The sequence below is a fragment of the Mycobacterium seoulense genome (assembly GCF_010731595.1).
GTDB lineage: Bacteria > Actinomycetota > Actinomycetes > Mycobacteriales > Mycobacteriaceae > Mycobacterium > Mycobacterium seoulense.
Genome location: NZ_AP022582.1, coordinates 1,014,661 through 1,032,971, shown reverse-complemented (window position 1 = coordinate 1,032,971; position 18,311 = coordinate 1,014,661). Strand labels below are relative to the sequence as shown.

The following is an 18,311-nucleotide window of genomic DNA, read 5'->3' as shown; positions in this document are numbered from 1 at the left end:
CAACCATAGGGCTCACCCTTGAAAACCCCCGGTTGACGGCCGCTCGACCGAACTCCTCCGCAATGCCTGTTCGGTTCCGCTAGATACACCCGGCGCGGTCCGTGGCGGATCCTCGCCGCTGTTGCCACTCGTCGCCGCTAGTAAGGCAGAGCTGCCGATGTCGTCATCGAACGGGCCGACGCGCACAGTATCTCCGTCAACTTAGTCAACATAAGTGCAACAGTCCGAAAGGTTAATCGACGGCGGGATGGTTGCGCTAGATGTTTTGAAAAAGTCCCAGCAACCTGTCAGTGACTCCTGTAACCGATCGCAAAAGATACGCGAAGAATGTTTTGGGCAGTGAAACCGACTACGCGATTCGGGACGGTCCCTCGAGACCGCCCCGAATCCGCGTGCGTGTTAGAGCAGGCCCAGCAGCTGCAGGTCGGTGACGTACTTGACGATCACCGGCGGCGAGACGTGCGGGATGTCGTTGTCGGCGCCGATCTTGGCTTCCTGCACCGCCGCGCGGAACCGGTCGGTCGGGGCGAACGACCCGCTGGCCGGCTCTGGCGCTTGCAGCTGGTTGTAGCCCGGGACCTGCAGCATCTGCAGTACCGAGTGCTTGCGCTGGTGCTCCGGCAACTCGCGCAGCGCGGCCTCGAACCGTTGCAGCCACTCGCCGAAGTCGTCGACCCGCTCGATCGGGTAACCGGCCTCGATCAGCCAGTCGACGTACTCGTCGATGCCGATGCCGTCGTCGTGGGGGTTCATCACGTGATACGTCTCGAACCCCTCCACCACCTGGGTGCCCAGCGTGGTGATCGCCTCGGCCACGAACTCCACCGGCAGCGCGTCGAAGTGCGCACGTTGCCGATTACCCTCGGCATCCAGCTGATAGAACGAGCGCGGCGCGACGCCGGTCGCGACCAGGCTCAGCACCATCCGGGTGAACATGTCCGACAGGTTGAACTGGCCGGCGTAGCTGGTGTCGGACAGGATCATGTCGGATCGGAACACCGAGACCGGCAGCCCGCACAGGTCGTGGGCTTCCCGCAGCAGCACCTCGCCGGCCCACTTGCTGTTGCCGTAGCCGTTGGCGTAGCTGCCGTCGATCTTGCGGATGGGGCTGATGACCCGGATGTCGGCGTCCTCGGTGAACACCGCGGGGTCGATCTGGCGGCCCACGTCGGAGGTCGACACATAGGCGTACGGCTTCAGCTTGGTCGTCAGCGCCACTCGGATGAGTTCGGCGGTGCCGGCGACGTTGGGACCGAACAGCTCGCTGTAGGGCAGCACGCCGTTGACCAGAGCCGCCGAATCCACGATCAGATCGACGGTGTCGGCCAACCGCTGCCACGTCTGCTCGTCCAGGCCCAGGTTCGCCGCGCCCTTGTCGCCGGCCACCACCTCGAGGTGATCGGCGGCCAGCTCCTGGAAGTACCGCAACAGCTTCGGGTCACCGCTGTCGAAGGTCTTCTCCAGCCGCTGCCGCGCCTCCTCGTCCGAACCGGCCCGCACCAGGCAGATCAATTTGCCCTCGACCAGCTCGAGCTGCTCGAGCCACTGCAGCACCAGATAACGCCCCAAAAAGCCCGTCGCCCCGGTCAACAGGACCGTCCGCACCTCCGAACTCGGGCCCGGCAACGACGGCGCGGCGCTCAGCGTCGCCGCATCGATGAACTTGTCCAACGTCAGATCACTCGCGTACACCTGGGTCGCGTCGCGGCCGTGCACCGAGGCGAAGCTGGCCGCGCCACCCTCGTCTTCGTCCGCACCGCTGGCATCGCGCTCCGCCCGTTGGCCGAGGCGTCGCACCGATGGCGCCTCGAACAGGGTGCGCACCGAGAGGTTGGCGTCGAGGGCCGTGTTGATCTCGGCGATCACCCGCATCGCGGAGAGCGAGTCGCCGCCGAGGTCGAAGAAGGAGTCCTCGACCGAAACCCGCTGCAGCCCAAGGACTTCAGCGAAGATGTCGGCCAGAGTCTCTTCCAGCGGGGTGGCCGGGGCCCGGTATTCCCCGCCGGTCTTCTGGTACTCGGGGGCGGGCAGGGCCCGCTTGTCGAGCTTGCCGTTGACCGTCAGCGGCAGCGCGTCCAGCACCACGATCGCGACGGGCACCATGTAGCCCGGCAGCCGCTCGCCCAACTGGGCCCGGATCTCGGCCGGATCGGCGGTGCCGGTGATGTAGCCCACCAGCCGCTTGTCGCCCGGCCGGTCCTCGCGGGCTATCACCGCCGCCTGCTCCACCCCGTCCAAACCGGCCAGGGCGGCCTGGATTTCGCCGAGCTCGATGCGGTAGCCGCGGATCTTGACCTGTTCGTCGACGCGGCCCAGGTACTGCAGCTGCCCGTCGGCGCCCCAGCGCACCAGGTCGCCGGTGCGATACATCCGTTGTCCGGGCGCCCCGAACGGGCACGCCACAAACCGTGAGGCCGTCAGGCCCGCGCGTCGCGCATAGCCGGCGGCCACACCGCGGCCGGCGATGTACAGCTCACCGACGACGCCCTGCGGGGCCGGGCGCAGCCACTTGTCCAGCACGAACAGCGCGGCCCCCGGCACCGGGGCGCCGATCGGGGCTCCCGTGTCCGCGTTCAGCGGCGCGCTCATGGCCGCGTACACCGTGCCTTCGGTGGGGCCGTAGGCGTTGATCATCACGCGGCCCGGGGCCCAGCGGTCCACCACCTCCGGCGGGCAGGCCTCACCGGCCACCACCAGGGCGGTCGATTCCAGCCCCTCCGGGGAGAGCATCCCCACCGCCGACGGGGTCTGGCTGAGCACCGTCACGTTCTCCGCGACCAGCAAGGCGTGCAGGTCCTTCGGGGAGCCGGCGACGGACTCGGGCACCACAACCAGCCGCCCGCCGTGCAACAGCGCGCCGAAGATCTCGTGGACCGAGACGTCGAAGACCAGGGAGTGCCACTGCGCCCAGACGCCCGGGTCCGGCAGGTCGGCGTGCAGTTTCTCCAGCAGCTGGGTGGCGTTGTGGTGGGTCACCGCCACGCCCTTCGGGACACCCGTGGTGCCGGACGTGTAGATCAAGTACGCGACGTCCTGGGGCGACGGCGCCGGCAACGGCGTGGCGGGCTGGGCGCCCACCGACGGGTCGTCGACGTCGATGACCAGCAGGTCGGAACCCGCCAGCCGCGACCGCAAGTCGGCGGTCGTGACCGCGGCGACCGGCGCGGCGTCGCCGAGCACGAACTCGATCCGCGCCGCCGGGACCGCCGGGTCGATCGGCAGGTAGGCCGCCCCGGTCTTGAGCACGGCCAGGATCGACACGATCGCCTCGGCCGACCGGGAGAACAGCAGGGCGACGCTTTCGCCCGGGCGCGCGCCATGCTCGGCGAGCAGGTGGGCCAACCGGTTGGCCGCCTCGTCGAGCTCGCGATAGGTCATCGAGCGGCCCTCGAACGTCAGCGCCACCGCCTCGGGAACGCGGGCCACCTGCTTGGCGAACAACGCCGGGATCGACGCCGTCGCCCGCACCGGCGCGGTCAACACCGCCCGGTTGCCCCACTCGTCGAGGCGGGCGCGCTCGTCGCCGTCCAGCACATTCATCGCCGAGAGCCGCTGGCTCGAGTCGGCGGTCATGGCCCCCAACACCCGCTGGAACCGTTCGATCAGCGACTCGATCCCGGCGGTGTCGAACACACTGGTGTCGAACTCGACGCGCAGGCCGAGTTCACGACCCGGAAGCGCCATCACCGAGAGCGGGTAGTGGTTGTATTCGCGGTTGGTGACGTCGGTGATCGCCAGCTCGTGGAAGCCCAGCGGCACGCTGGTGTCGATCGGGTAGTTCTCGTACAGGAACAGCGTGTCGAACAGCTGGTCGTGGCCGGTGACGCGGTGAATCTCGCTCAGCGCCAGGTGCTCGTGCTCGATCGTGTCGTTGTGGGCGCGCTGCAGCTGTTGCAGCAGCTCGGACACCGTGGTGCCCGCGCTGACGTGCGCACGCACCGGCACCGTGTTGATCAACAAGCCCACCATCGACTCGGCGCCCAGCAGATCGGCCGGACGACCAGAGACCGCGGTGCCGAAGGCCACGTCGTGCTGGCCGGTCAGCCGCATCAGCAGCTGGGCCCAGGCCGCCTGCAGCACGGTGTTGATCGTGGTGTGGCAGGAGCGGGCCAGCTCGCCCAGCGCCCGCGTCGTCTCCGCGGGCAGCCGATACGACTCGACGCCGCGCCGCCCGAGGCCCAGCCGGACCGGCGGACCGACCAGGGTGGGGGTGTCGAACCCGGCCATCACCTCGGCCCACGCGGCACGGGCGGCCGTGCGGTCCTGTGCCGCGAGCCAGGTCAGGTAGCTGCGGTAAGACGCGGGCGCGGGCAACCGCTCCCCGTAGTAGCTGGTCAGGATCTCCCGCAGCATGATCGGCAGTGACCAGCCATCCATCACGATGTGGTGGTTGGTCAGCACGAACCGGTGCCGGTTATCGGCGGTGCGGATCAATGCGGCCCGGAAGGCGGGCCGGTTGGCGAGGTCGCTGACCGCCCCGCGCTCGGCGGCGCAGAGCTGTTCGATCTTCTCCTCCGGGTCCAGGTCTTCGGCCCCGAGCTGGACGTAACGCCACGCCATTACCGGGTCGGCCGGAATGACCTGCACGGGCTCGCCGAACTGGGGGCAGAACCGGGCCGCCAGGTTGGGATGCCGGTTGACGACGGTGTGGACGGCCTCGCGCAACCGGTGCGCGTCGAGGTCACCGGTCACGGTGATCCCGAGCTGCACCGCGTACACGTCGTCGCCGGGGTCGTGCGCGAAGCTGGCGTGGAAGAGCAGCCCCTGCTGCAGCGGGGTCAACGGCAAGACGTCGGCGACGGCGTACTGCTGGCAGAGGTCGTCGAGCTGCTGCTGGTTGAGGCGGGCGGGGGCGACGTCCGACGGGGTCAGCCCGCCACCGCCGCTGCGCACGTGGGCGCAGATCCCTGCGAGGGCCTCGAACCACAACTGGCTCAGCCGGCTGACCTGCTCGTGGTCCAGCGCCGAGGGCGCCCACGTCCAGTTGGCCTGCAGGTTCGGGCCGGCCTCGGTGTCCATGGTTCCGGCGTTGAGGTCGACGGTGTGCATCAACGGCATGGGCAGCGCCGCGCTGGCGGCGCCGGTGAACGACAGGCTGTCCTGGCTGATCCGCCACATCTCGCCGGGCAGATCGGCCGCCGCGCCCAGCCGGCCCAGGTAGTTGAACCCGATCACCGGGTCCGACCCGTCCAGGTCGACCTCGCTGTTCACGTACCGCAGCAATCCGTAGGTCAGCGGGTTGGGGAGCGCGCGCAGCTGTTCCTTGGCCTTCTTGACCAGCAGGCCGAGCGCGGGGTCGCCGGCCATCACCTGAGTCCAGTCCAGCTCGCCGACGGTCAGCGCAACCGGGTACTTGGTGGTGAACCAGCCCACGGTGCGGGACAGGTCGACGTGCGGGCCCAGCTCCTCGTGGCGGCCGTGGCCCTCGACGTCGATGCCGATCGGCGCGCCGGTGCCCACGAAACGCGCCCAGGCCAACCCGAACGCGATCAGCAGGATGTCCTGCACCCCGGCGTGGAACGCCGCGGGCACCTCGCCCAGCAGCATCCGGGTGGTGTCGACGTCCAGCGATACCGACAGCTGCTTGGCCGTCTCGTAGGTGTCGACCTCGGGGCGCACCGCGGGCAACAACGCCGGAGTCGCCGCGACCTGCCGCCACGCCTCGGCCTGGGCGACGACCTCGGGGCGCTGGGCGTGCTCCTCGAGCATGGCCGACCACCGGGCGAACGACGTCCCGCCCGTGGGCAACGCGACCGGCTGGCCGCTGTGGTGCTGGGCCCAGGCGATGTTCAAGTCTTCCAACAGGATTCGCCACGACACGCCGTCGACGGCGAGGTGGTGGATCATCAGCGCCAACTGGGCCGTCGATTCGGCCCACACGGCGCGCAGCATGATCCCCGCCGCGGGGTTGAGCTGCGAGCGCGCCGCCACCAGCGTCGCGTCGGACAGCGCGTCCACGGTGTGCATGCACGTGTCCGCCTCGACCGCGCCCACCTCGGGGACGTGCAGCGACCAGCCGCCGGCGCCGTCGTCGTCGACGCGCATGCGCAGGGTGGCGTGCCGGTCCAGCAGCGACTGCAGCACCACCTGGACGTCGTCGCGGGTGACGCCGGCGGGGGCCTGTACGACCATGGTCTGGTTGAACTGGTCGGTGGGGCCGTCGACCTGCTGGAGCCAGCGCATGATCGGGGTGGCGACCACCGGTCCGATGCCCTCGTCGACCACGTCGTCGTCGGAGGCCACGCCGGCGACCCGGGCCAGCCGGGCCACGGTCTGCTCGACGAAGACGTCGCGCGGTCGGCACACCACGCCGGCGGCGCGGGCGCGGGCCACCACCTGCATCGACAGGATGCTGTCGCCGCCGAGGTCGAAGAACGAGTCGTCGACGCCCACCCGCTCCAGCCCCAGGACCTGGGCGTAGATGGCGGCCAGGGTTTCTTCGACGACCGTGGTCGGAGCGCGGTATTCACCGGTCGTCTTCTGGTACTCGGGGGCGGGCAGGGCCCGCTTGTCGAGCTTGCCGTTGACGGTCAGCGGCAGCGCGTCCAGCACCACGACCGCGGCGGGCACCATGTAGCTGGGCAGCCGCTCGCCGAGTTGGTTGCGGATCTCGGCCGGGTCGGCGGTGCCGGTGATGTAGCCGACCAGCCGCTTGTCGCCGGGGCGGTCCTCGCGGGCGATCACCGCCGCCTGCTCGACGCCGTCCAGCCCCGCGAGCGCCGTCTGGATTTCGCCGAGCTCGATGCGGTAGCCGCGGATCTTGACCTGCTCGTCGGCACGTCCCAGGTATTGCAGCTGGCCGTCGACGCCCCAGCGCACCAGGTCACCGGTCCGGTACATCCGAGTCCCCGGCGCCCCGAACGGGCACGCGATGAAGCGCGACGCCGTCAGACCCGCCCGGCGGACATACCCGGAGGCCACGCCGCGACCGGCGATGTACAGCTCGCCTACGACGCCCTCCGGCGCGGGGCGCAGCCACTTGTCCAGCACGAACAGCGCCGCCCCCGGCACGGGCGCGCCGATCGTCGGCGCCCCCGATTCGGCGGTCAGCGGCGCGCTCATCGATGCGTACACCGTGCCCTCGGTCGGGCCGTAGGCGTTGATCATCACGCGCCCCGGGGCCCAGCGGTCCACCACCTCGGCCGGGCAGGCCTCGCCCGCCACGATCAGCGCCGTCGAGTCCAGGCCGTCCGGGGACAGCATCCCCACCGCCGACGGGGTCTGGCACAACACGGTGACCTTCTCGGCGACCAGCAGCGCGTGCAGGTCGTCCGGGGAGCCGGCGACCGACTCGGGCACCACGACCAGGCGCCCGCCGTGCAACAGCGGACCCCAGATCTCCCACACGGACACGTCGAACACCAGCGAATGCCACTGCGACCAGACACCGGCCACCGGCAGGTCGGCGGGCAGCTTCTTCAGCAGCTGGGTGACGTTCTGGTGGGTGACCGCGACGCCCTTGGGCGTTCCGGTCGTGCCCGAGGTGTAGATCATGTAGGCGATGTCCTCGGGCGCCGGGCCCGGCAGCCCCGAGGCGGGCTGTTCGGCCACCGCCTGGTCGTCGACCTCGACGACCAGCAAGTCGAACCCGTCCAGCCGCGGCCGCAGCTCGGCCGTGGTGACCGCGGCGACGGGGGCCGCGTCGCCGAGCATGAACTCCATCCGCGCGGCCGGGACGGCCGGGTCGATCGGGAGGTAGGCCGCCCCGGTCTTGAGCACCGCCAGGATCGACACGATCGCCTCGGCCGACCGCGACTGCAGCAGCGCCACGCACGCACCCGGGCGCGCGCCGTGATCGGCCAGCAGGTGCGCGAGCCGGTTCGCGGCCTCGTCGAGTTCCTGATAGGTCAGCGAGCGGCCCTCGAACGTCAGCGCCGGCGCCTCGGGGACACGCGCGACCTGTTTTGCGAACAATGCCGGGATCGACGCAGCCCCCGTCACCGGTGCGGTCAGTACCGCCCGGTTACCCCACTCGTCCAGGCGGTCGTGCTCGCCGCCATCCAGCAAGTCGATCGACAACAATCGCCGCCCCGCGCCGACGGTCATGCCTGCTCCTCCAGATCTGCGGTCATGGCCTCCAGCACGCGCCGGAACCGTTCGACCAACCTCTCGATTCTGCCCGTGTCGAAGACTTCTGTATCGAATTCGACGCGAAGACTTAGTTCGTGACCCGGAACGGCTTGCACCGAGAGCGGGTAGTGGTTGAATTCCCGGTTGGTAAAACCATCAATCGCCAGCTCGTCGACGCCCGACAACGCGTCGGTGTCGATCGGGTAGTTCTCGTACACGAACATGGTGTCGAATAATTGGTCGTGTCCCGTTACACGATGGATTTCGTTCAGTGCCAAATGCTGGTGTTCCAGCGTGTCGTTGTAGGCGCTTTGTAGCTGGTTGAGCAGGTCGGCGATGGTGGTTTCGGCGCCGATCGTCGCCCGCACCGGCACCGTGTTGATCAGCAGCCCCACCATCTGGTCCGCGCCGGCCAGATCGGTCGGTCGCCCCGACACCGCTGTGCCGAAGGTCACATCGTGCTGGCCGGTCAGCCACATCAGCAGCTGCGCCCAGGCGCCCTGCAGCACGGTGCTGACGGTGGTGTGGCACGACCGGGCGAGCTCGCCGAGCGCCCGCGTGGTCTCCGCGGACATCTGGAACGAGGAGACGGCCCGCGGCCCGAGGCTCATCCGGCCGGGCGGCCCGACCAGCGTGGGGGTGTCGAAGCCGGCCAGTACCCGCCGCCACGCGGCCTGGGCGGCGCCGCGGTCCTGCGCGGCCAGCCAGTCGACGAACTTGCGGTAGGGCACCGGGGCGGGGAGCGGCACGCCGTAGTAGGCGGCGAAGATCTCCTGCAGCAGAATCGGCTTCGACCAGCCATCGAGCACGATGTGGTGGTTGGTCAGCACGAAGCGGTGCCGGTTGTCTGCGGTGCGGATCAGCGCGGCCCGGAACGGCGGGCGCTCCGCCAGGTCGCACACCGCGGCCCGCTCGGCGGCGCACAGCTGCTGGATCTGCTCTTCGGGCTCGAAGTCTTCGGCGTCGAGTTCGACGTACCGCCACGCCAGCGCGGGGTCGGCCGAGAGCACCTGCACGGGCTCGCCGAAGTCCTCGATGAAGTGGGCCACCACGTTGGGATGCCGCTTGATCGCGGTGCGCACCGCGTCGCTCAACCGGTGCGGGTCGAGGGCACCGCTGACGCTGATGTCGAGCTGCACCGCGTAGAGGTCGTCGCTGCCGTGCGCGGCGCCGGTGTGGAACAGCAGGCCCTGCTGCAGCGGGGTCAACGGCAACACGTCGGCGACCGGGTAGCGCTGGCACAGCTCGTCGATGTCGCGCTGGGTGAGCCGGGCGGGGGCGAGGTCCGACGGGGTCAGACCGCCACCACCGCTGCGGACGTGGCTGCAGATGCCGCTCAGGGCGTCGAACCACAACTCGCTCAGGCGGCCGACCTGGACCTCGTCGAGCGCCGAGCGCGCCCAGGTCCAGTTGGCCTGCAGCAGCGGGCCGGCGGCGGTGTCCAGGGTGCCGGCGTTGAGCTCGACCGTGTGCGGCAACGGCATGGGCACCGCCGTCGCGGCGCCGGCCGACGCCAGGCTGTCCTGGTCGAGTCGCCAGAAGTCGCTGGAGAGCTCGGCGGCCCCGCCCAGCCGGCCGAGGTAGTTGAACCCGATCACCGGGTCCGTGCCCTCCATGTCGACGTCGGGATTCAGGTAGCGCAGCAGCCCGTAGCTCAGCGCGTCCGGCAGGGCGCGCAGCTGCTCCTTGGCGTCCTTGACCAGCGCCCCCAGCTCCGCCTCACCGGCGACGACCTGTCCCCAGGACAGCCCGCCGACCTTCAGTGCGACCGGGTACTTGGTGGTGAACCACCCCACCGTGCGGGACAGGTCCACGTTCGGGCCCAGTTCCTCGTGGCGGCCGTGGCCCTCGACGTCGATACCGATCGGCGCGCCGGTGCCCACGAACTGCGCCCACGCCAACCCGAACGCGATCAACAGGATGTCCTGCACCCCGGCGTGGAACGCCGCGGGCACCTCGCCCAGCAACAACCGAGTGGTGTCGGCGTCGAGCGACACCGACAGCTGTCCCGCGCTGACGTAGGTGTCGATGTCGGGCGCCACCGCCGGCAGCGGCGCCGGCGTCGACGCGATCTGGCGCCACGCCTCGGCCGTCTCGACGACCTCTGGCCGGCGCGCGTGCTCTGCCAACAGCGACGACCACCGGGCGAACGACATGCCGCCCACCGGCAACGCCACCGGCTGCCCGCTGTGGTGCTGGGCCCAGGCAATGTTCAAGTCTTCCAACAGGATTCGCCACGACACCCCGTCGACGGCCAGGTGATGAATGACCAACGCCAGCTGGCCCGTGGAGGGCGCCCACACCGCCCTCAGCATGGCGCCGCTGGCCGGGTTCAGCTGCGAGCGCGCCGTTGCCAGCGCCGCGTCGGACAGCGCCTCGACGGTGTGCACGCACCCCGCGGCATTTACCGCGCCGGCCTCGGGTACCCGCAGCGACCAGTCCCCCGCGCCATCGTCGTCGACGTGCAGGCGCAGCATGGCGTGCCGGTCCAGCAAAGCCTGCAGCACCAGCACCACGTCGGCCTCGCTCACCCCGGCCGGGGCCTGCACCACCATGGTCTGGTTGAACTGCTCGATCGGACCGTCGACGCTTTGCAGCCAGCGCATGATCGGGGTCGCGACGACCGGGCCGATGCCCTCGTCGACCACGTCGTCGTCGGTGGCCAGTCCGGCCACCCGGGCCAGCCGGGCCACCGTCTGCTCGACGAAGATGTCGCGCGGCCGGCAGACCACACCGGCCGCCCGGGCGCGGGCGACGACCTGCATCGACAGGATGCTGTCCCCGCCGAGGTCGAAGAACGAATCGTCGACGCCGACGCGCTCGACCCCCAACACCTGGGCATAGATGCCGGCCAGGATCTCCTCGATGGCCGTGCTCGGGGCGCGGTAGTGGCCGGCATCGGAGTATTCCGGTGCGGGCAGCGCGCGGGTGTCGAGTTTGCCGTTGACCGTCAGCGGCAGCGCCTCGAGCACCACCACGGCGGTGGGCACCATGTAGGTCGGCAGCCGCTCGCCGAGCCGGTTGCGGATCTCGGCCGGGTCGGCGGTGCCCGTCACGTAGCCCACCAGCCGCTTGTCGCCCGGACGATCCTCGCGGGCGATCACCGCCGCCTCGTTGACCCCGTCCAGCGCGACCAGGGCCGCATGCACCTCGCCGAGCTCGATGCGGTAACCGCGGATCTTGACCTGCTCGTCGGCCCGTCCCATGTACTGCAGCTGGCCGTCGGCACCCCAGCGCACCAGGTCCCCGGTGCGATACATGCGCGCGCCGGGCGCGCCGAACGGGCACGCCACGAACCGCGTCGCGCACAGCCCCGACCGGCCCACGTATCCGTACGCGAGCCCTCGGCCGGCCACATACAACTCACCGACGACGCCCTCGGGCACCGGCCGCAGCCAGCCGTCCAGCACGAAGAAGCCCAGATGCGCCAGCGGCACGCCGATGGGGCTGGCATTGCTGTCGACGTCGCCGTCGACGATCTCCCGGAACGAGGCGTGCACCGTGGTTTCGGTGATGCCGTACATATTGATCAGTCGCGGCAGCCCGGGGTGGTGGTGCATCCACTTGCCCAGCTTGCGCGGCTCGAGCGCCTCGCCACCGAACACCACCGTCTGCAGCTTCAGCTGCTGCCCCAGCTCGGGCGCCAGGGAATCCGCGGTCTGCAGCGCGTAGAACGCCGACGGGGTCTGGCTCAGCACGCTGACCTGTTCGCGGACCAGCATGGCGTGCAGCTCTTCCGGCGAGCGGACCACCGCGTCGGGCACGATCACCAGCCGGCCGCCGTACAACAGCGACCCGAAGATCTCCCAGACCGAGAAGTCGAAGGCCAGCGAGTGGCACTGCGTCCACACCTGCCCCAGCGCCAACTGGGCGTCCAGGGACTCCAGCAGCTGGATGACGTTGCGGTGCGGCACCGCCACACCCTTGGGGGTGCCGGTGGTCCCGGACGTATAGATGATGTAGGCGATGTCCTCCGGCGACTGCGCGGGCAGCCCGTCGGTCGGCTGGCTCGCGACGGCGGGGTCGTCGAAGTCGATGATGTCCACGTTCGACCCGTCCAGCCGCGACCGCACGTCCGCGGTGGTGACCGCGGCGATCGGGGCGGCGTCGCCGAGCACGAACTCCATGCGCGCCGCGGGCACCGTCGGGTCGACCGGCAGGTAGGCCGCCCCGGTCTTGAGCACCGCCAGGATCGCCACGACGGCCTCGGCGGTGCGCGGGAACAGCACCGCGACCCGCTCCCCCGGCCCGGCGCCGCGGCTCACCAGCAGGTGCGCCAACCGGTTGGCGGATTCCTCGACCTCGCCGTAGGTCCACGACCGGTCGCCGTCGGTGATGGCCACGGCCTCCGGCGCGCGGGACGCCTGCGCGGCGAACAGCTCCGAAATGGACAGGAGCTTGGGCGCCGGCTCGGCCAGCACCGCCCGGTTGCCCCAGTCGTCGAGCCGGTGGTGCTCGGCGGCGTCGAGCAGGTCGATCGAGGACAGGCGCCGCGAGGGATCGGCGGTCATGGCCACCATCACCTGCTGCAACCGCTCGATCAGCGTGTCGATGGCGGCGGGGTTGAACACCTCGGTGTCGAATTCGACGCGAAGGCTCAGTTCGTGACCCGGCGAGGCCACCACGGACAGCGGGTAGTGGTTGTATTCCCGGCTGCTGAAGTCGGTGACGGCCAACTCGTGGACGCCCAGCAGCGCGCCCGCGTCGATCGGGTAGTTTTCATAAAGGAAGAGGGTGTCGAACAGCTGGTCGTGACCGGAGACGCGGTGGATCTCGGGCAGCGCGAGGTGCTCGTAGTCGACGGTGTCGTTGTGCAGGCGTTGCAGTTGCTCAAGCAGGTCGGCGACGGTGGTGGTCGCGCCGGTCCGCGCCCGCACCGGCACGGTGTTGATCAGCAGGCCGACCATCGCGTCCGCGCCGGCCAATTCGGTGGGCCGCCCGGAGACCGCGGTGCCGAAGGCCACGTCATGCTGGCCGGTCATCCAGGTCAGCAGCTGCGTCCACGCGCCCTGCAGCACGGTGCTGATGGTGGTGCGGCACGAACGGGCCAGCTCGCCCAGCGCCTTGGTGGTCTCGGCGGGCACGTGGAAGGCGGCAACGCCCCGACGGCCGATCTGTCCGGGCGGACCCACCAGGGTGGGGGTCTCGAAACCGGCCAGCGCCTGGGCCCAGGCCTCCTGCGCGTCGGCGCGGTCCTGACGGGTCAGCCAGGTGACGAAGCTGCGGTACGACGGGGCGGCCGGTAGCCGCTCCCCGTAGTAGCTGGCGAAGACCTCCTGCAGCAGGACGGGCAGCGACCAGCCGTCCACCACGATGTGGTGGATGGTCAGCACGAACCGGTGCCGGTCGGGCGCCGTGCGGAACAGAGCGGCCCGGAACGACGGCTGATCGGCCAGGTCGCACACCGCGGCGCGCTCGTCGGCGCACAGCCGCTCGACCTGCTCGTCGACGTTGCCGTCGTCGAGGTCGACATACCGCCACACCATCTGGGGATCGGCCGGGATGACCTGCACGGGCTCGCCGAAGTCCTCGGTGAACCGGGCGACCAGGTTGGGGTGCCGCTTGACGGCGGTGTGGACCGCCTCGCGCAGCCGCGCCGCGTCGAGGGCACCGCTGATCGTGATGCCCAGCTGGACCGCGTACAGGTCGTCGGTGTCCTGCGCGAAGGCGGTGTGGAACAGCAGCCCCTGCTGCACCGGGGTCAGCGGCAGCACGTCGGCGACACCGCCCTGCCGGCAGAGGGCGTCGAGTTGCTGCTGGCTGAGGTGGGCGGGAGCGATGTCCGACGGGGTCAACCCGCCGCCGCCGGCCCGGACGTGGGCGCAGATCCCGGCCAGCGCCTCAAACCACAACCGGCTCAACCGGTTAACGCGCTCCTCGTCGAGCGCCGAAGGCGCCCAACTCCAGTTGGCCTGCAGGTGCGGGCCGGCCTCGGTGTCCATGGTGCCGGCGTTGAGCTCCACCGTGTGGGCCAGCGGCATGGGCACCGCGGTGGCCACGGCCGCCACGGCCAGGCTGTCGGGGCTGACCCGCCACAGGTCGTCGGAGAGGTCGGCGCCCGCGCCGAGCCGCCCCAGGTAGTTGAACCCGATCACCGGGTCCGGCCCGTCGAGGTCCACGTCGGCGTTGAGGTAGCGCAGCAGCCCGTAGGTCAGGCCGTCGGGCAGGGCGCGCAGCTGTTCCTTGGCGGCCTTGATCACCGGCCCCAGCGCGGCCTCGCCGGCCACCACCTGCGACCAGTTCAGCCGGCCGCCATTGAGTGCGACCGGGTACTTGGTGGTGAACCAGCCCACGGTGCGCGACAGGTCGACCCGGGGAGCCAGTTCTTCCTGCCGCCCGTGCCCTTCGACGTCGATGGCGATCGGCGCCGCACCGGTGCCGAGGAATTCCGCGAACGCCAGCCCGAAGGCGATCAGCAAGATGTCGCCGACGCCCGCGTGGAACGCGGCGGGCACCTCACCGAGCAGCAACCGAGTCGTCTCGACGTCCAGCGAGGCCGACAGCTGACCGGCATTCACATAGGTGTCGGCGTCGGGTTGCACCGCCGGCAACGCGGCCGGGGTGGCCGCCACCTGCCGCCACTCGTCGGCCTGGGCCACCACGTCGGACCGGTGGGCGTATTCCTCGAGCAGCGACGACCACCGGGCGAACGACGTGCCGGGCGCCATCAAGGAGATGGGCTGCCCGTTGTGATGCTGGGCCCAGGCAATGTTGAAGTCTTCCAACAGGATTCGCCACGACACCCCGTCGACGGCCAGGTGGTGGATGATCAACGCCAGCTGAGCTGTGGGCTCCGCCCACGCCGCGCTGACCATCAGCCCGGCGGCCGGGTTCAACCGCGACCGCGCCTCCGCCAACGCCTCGTCGGACAACGTCTCGACGGCGTGCACGCAGCCGCGCGCGTCCACCGCATCGACCTCGGGTACCTGCAGGGACCAGCCGCCCGCGCCGTCGTCGTCGGCGCGCAGCCGCAGCGCGGCATGGCGATCCAGCAGCGCCTGCAGCACCGCCACCACGTCGGCCTCGGTCGCGCCCGCCGGCGCCTGCACCACCATGGTCTGGTTGAACTGCTCGATCGGGCCCTCGATGGTGTGCAGCCACCGCATGATCGGGGTGGCGACCACCGGCCCGACGCCGTCGTCGGCCGCACCGCCCGCGCCGTCGACGGCCACCTCGGCCACCCGGGCCAGCCGGGACACCGACTGCTCGACGAACACATCGCGGGGCCGGAACAGGATGCCGGCCGCGCGGGCCCGGGCCACCACCTGCATGGACAGAATGCTGTCGCCGCCGAGGTCGAAGAACGAAGCGTCGACTCCGACCCGCTCCAGCCCTAGCACCTGGGCATAGATGTCGGCCAGGACCTCCTCGACGGGGTCGGCCGGGGCGCGGTATTCGGCGGTGGCGTATTCGGGCGCCGGCAGGGCGCGCTTGTCGAGCTTGCCGTTGCCGGTCAGCGGCAGGGCCTCCAGCACCACCACCGCAGCCGGCACCATGTACGGCGGCAGGCGGTCGGCCAGCGCGGCGCGGATCGCTGCCGGGTCGGCCGTGCCGGTGATGTAGCCGACCAGGCGCTTGTCGCCGGGCCGGTCCTCGCGGGCGACGACGGCGGCCTGGTCCACCCCGTCGAGGCCCTTGAGCACCGATTGGATTTCACCGAGTTCGATGCGGTAGCCGCGGATCTTCACCTGCTCGTCGGAGCGGCCGAAGTATTGCAGCTGACCGTCTTCGCCCCAGCAGACCAGGTCGCCGGTGCGGTACATCCGCGCGCCCGGACCGCCGAAGGGGTTGGCGACGAACCTGGAGGCCGTCAGGCCGGCGCGGCGCACGTATCCGATCCCGACGCCGCGGCCGGCCAGATACAGCTCACCGACCACGCCTGCGGGCACCGGCTGCAACCACTTGTCGAGCACGAACATCGCCGCGCCGGCTATCGGTGACCCGATCGGCACCACGGCCGACCCCGGGGTCAGCGGCTTGCTGATGGACGCGCACACCGTGGTCTCCGTCGGGCCGTACGCGTCGAGCATCACGCGGCCGGGCGCCGCCCACCGATCCACCACGTCGGTCGGGCAGGCTTCGCCGGCCACGACCAGCGCGGTGGACTCGAGACCCTCGGCGGGCAACATCGCGACCGAGGACGGGGTCTGGGTGAGCACGCTGACCTTCTCCGCGACCAGCAGGTCGTGCAGGTCTTCCGGGGAGCTCGCCACCGACTCGGGCACCACCAGCAGGCGCCTGCCGCGCAGCAGGGCGCCGAAGATCTCCCAAACCGAGAAGTCGAAGGCCGAGGAGTGGCATTGCGTCCACACCTGCCCCTTGGGCAGGCCGGCGTCGAGCGATTCGATCAGCCACGTGACGTTGAGATGAGGAATCGCAACGCCTTTGGGGGTTCCGGTGGTTCCGGAGGTGTAGATGATGTAGGCGATGTTCTCCGCGGCCGGCGCGGGGAGCGGCGTGCTGGGCTGGGCGTCGACGTCCGGGTCGTGGACGTCGACGACGAGCAGGTCGTGCCCGTCCAGCCGCGAACGCAGGTCGGCCGTGGTGATGACCGCGCTCGGCGCCGCGTCGGAGAGCACGAACTCCATGCGGGCCGCGGAGTGCGCGGGGTCGATGGGCACGTAGGCCGCCCCGGTCTTGAGCACCGCCAGCATGGCCACGATCGCGTCGGAGCAGCGGGGGAACATGACCGCGACGCATCCACCCGGGCCGACGCCGTGATCCGCCAGCAGGTGGGCCAGCCGGTTGGAGGCCTCGTCGAGTTCGGCGTACGTCAGCGACTTGGCGGAGCAGGTCACCGCGAGTCCGTCGGGCGAGCGCTGCACGTGTTCGGCGAACGCCACCGGGATCGACACCGGGGCGGGCACCGGCTCGGTCAACGCCGCCCGGTTGCTCCATTCGTCGATCTGCGCCGGCTCGCCGGCGGCCAGCAGGTCGATCGAGGACAGCCACCGCTCGGGGTCGGCGGTCATCTCTTCGAGCACCTGCTGCATGCGGGCAGCCAGATCGGCCACGCCGAAGTCCGCGAACGGCTGCCCCGGTCCCGCGGTGCTCAGGAAGAGTTGGTCGCCGGCGCCGAGGAAGAACAGGCTGAAGTGGCCCACGGGCCCGTGGTTGGTGTATGTCGCCGTCGCCGGAGAACCGGCGAGGTCCAGGGTGAGCCGCATCGGGAGGAAGTTGATGCCGACCCGGCTCGCCGCCTGCCTCAGGCCGTCGCTCTCCAGGGTGTGCACGGGGAACCGCTGATGGTGCAGCAGCTCCCTGATTTTTATGTCGACGTGTTTGCAGAAGTCGGCAACCGTGGCCGTGGGCGAGGTGTTCAGCACCAGCGGCACCACCCCGGCGAACATCCCGGGAATCGTCTTCGACTCCTGCCGCACACGCCGGCTCACCGGGAAGTCGAGCGCCACCTCGGAGCCGGTCCCGGACCAGGCGCGCACCAGCAGCGCGCACGCCGCGGTGGTGACGGAGAACCGGCGGATACCCAGTCTCTTGGACAGCTCCTTGATCCGGGTGGTGACGGACGGGTCCAACTGGACGGACGCGGACGGCGAGTAGTGGTCTTTGCCGCTCGCGCGGTCGGCCGGCCGGTCAACCCATGCGGTCTCCGGTGGGAGGTTGTTGCTCCAGTACGCCTTGTCTTCCTGGTAGTCGGAGGACGCCTCGTATCCTGACTCCAGGTCGACCAAATCCTGCGCCGAGCCGAAATACGCATCGGGAATGGGCTTTCCGGCCATCATGGCCGAATAAATTGTGGCAACGCGACGGGCCACCAGCGCCATACCCAATCCGTCGATTGCTATGTGGTGGCAGCAACCGAACAAATAAAACTCGTCAACCCCCGTTTGGAATAACACGAATTGGAACAGCTGCCCGTTCAAGTCCATGGGCGTCCGCTGGATCGACGACGCCATCGCGCGGGCTTCCTGCACGGGGTCGGGCAGGGACGTCAGGTCGTGGAAGGCGAGCTCGACGTCCGGGTAGTCGATCGGCTTCTGCACCACCTGGCCGTCGACCTCGAAGAACGACACCCGGCCGGCCTCGGCCTCCGCGACGGTCTGGGTGAGGGCCCGCCCGAGGGCATCGCGGTCAACCGGACCCTCGATCCTGATCAAAAGCCCGAGCTGCCACTCCGTACCGACGTAGCCCGTTTCCTGCGAAAGCCAGATGTCAAGCTGCCCGCGCGTCAGCGGAAGCGGGTGCGCACCATCTCCCATCGACTCCCCCAAACCTCCACCCGC

At 70.2% G+C, this 18,311-nt stretch carries 2 protein-coding genes; both read right to left on the bottom strand.

Annotated elements, in window-relative coordinates:
- Window positions 1-399 precede the first annotated feature (399 nt).
- Complete coding sequence (locus tag G6N37_RS05005; RefSeq protein WP_163676744.1) at window positions 400-8,046, bottom strand: non-ribosomal peptide synthetase; 7,647 nt, start codon at window positions 8,044-8,046, stop codon at window positions 400-402.
- Window positions 8,043-18,287 (bottom strand): amino acid adenylation domain-containing protein, encoded by a 10,245-nt coding sequence (locus G6N37_RS05000; protein ID WP_163676742.1) that lies wholly within the window; start codon window positions 18,285-18,287, stop codon window positions 8,043-8,045. Before G6N37_RS05000 ends, G6N37_RS05005 begins: the two co-directional genes overlap by 4 nt.
- Window positions 18,288-18,311: the final 24 nt, after the last annotated feature.

What these genes read in the sequence shown, in the direction of transcription:
- G6N37_RS05000 (WP_163676742.1), bottom strand. Translation starts at nt 18,287, where the DNA reads ATGGGAGATGGTGCGCACCCGCTTCCGCTGACGCGCGGGCAGCTTGAC.
- G6N37_RS05005 (WP_163676744.1), bottom strand. Translation starts at nt 8,046, where the DNA reads ATGACCGTCGGCGCGGGGCGGCGATTGTTGTCGATCGACTTGCTGGAT.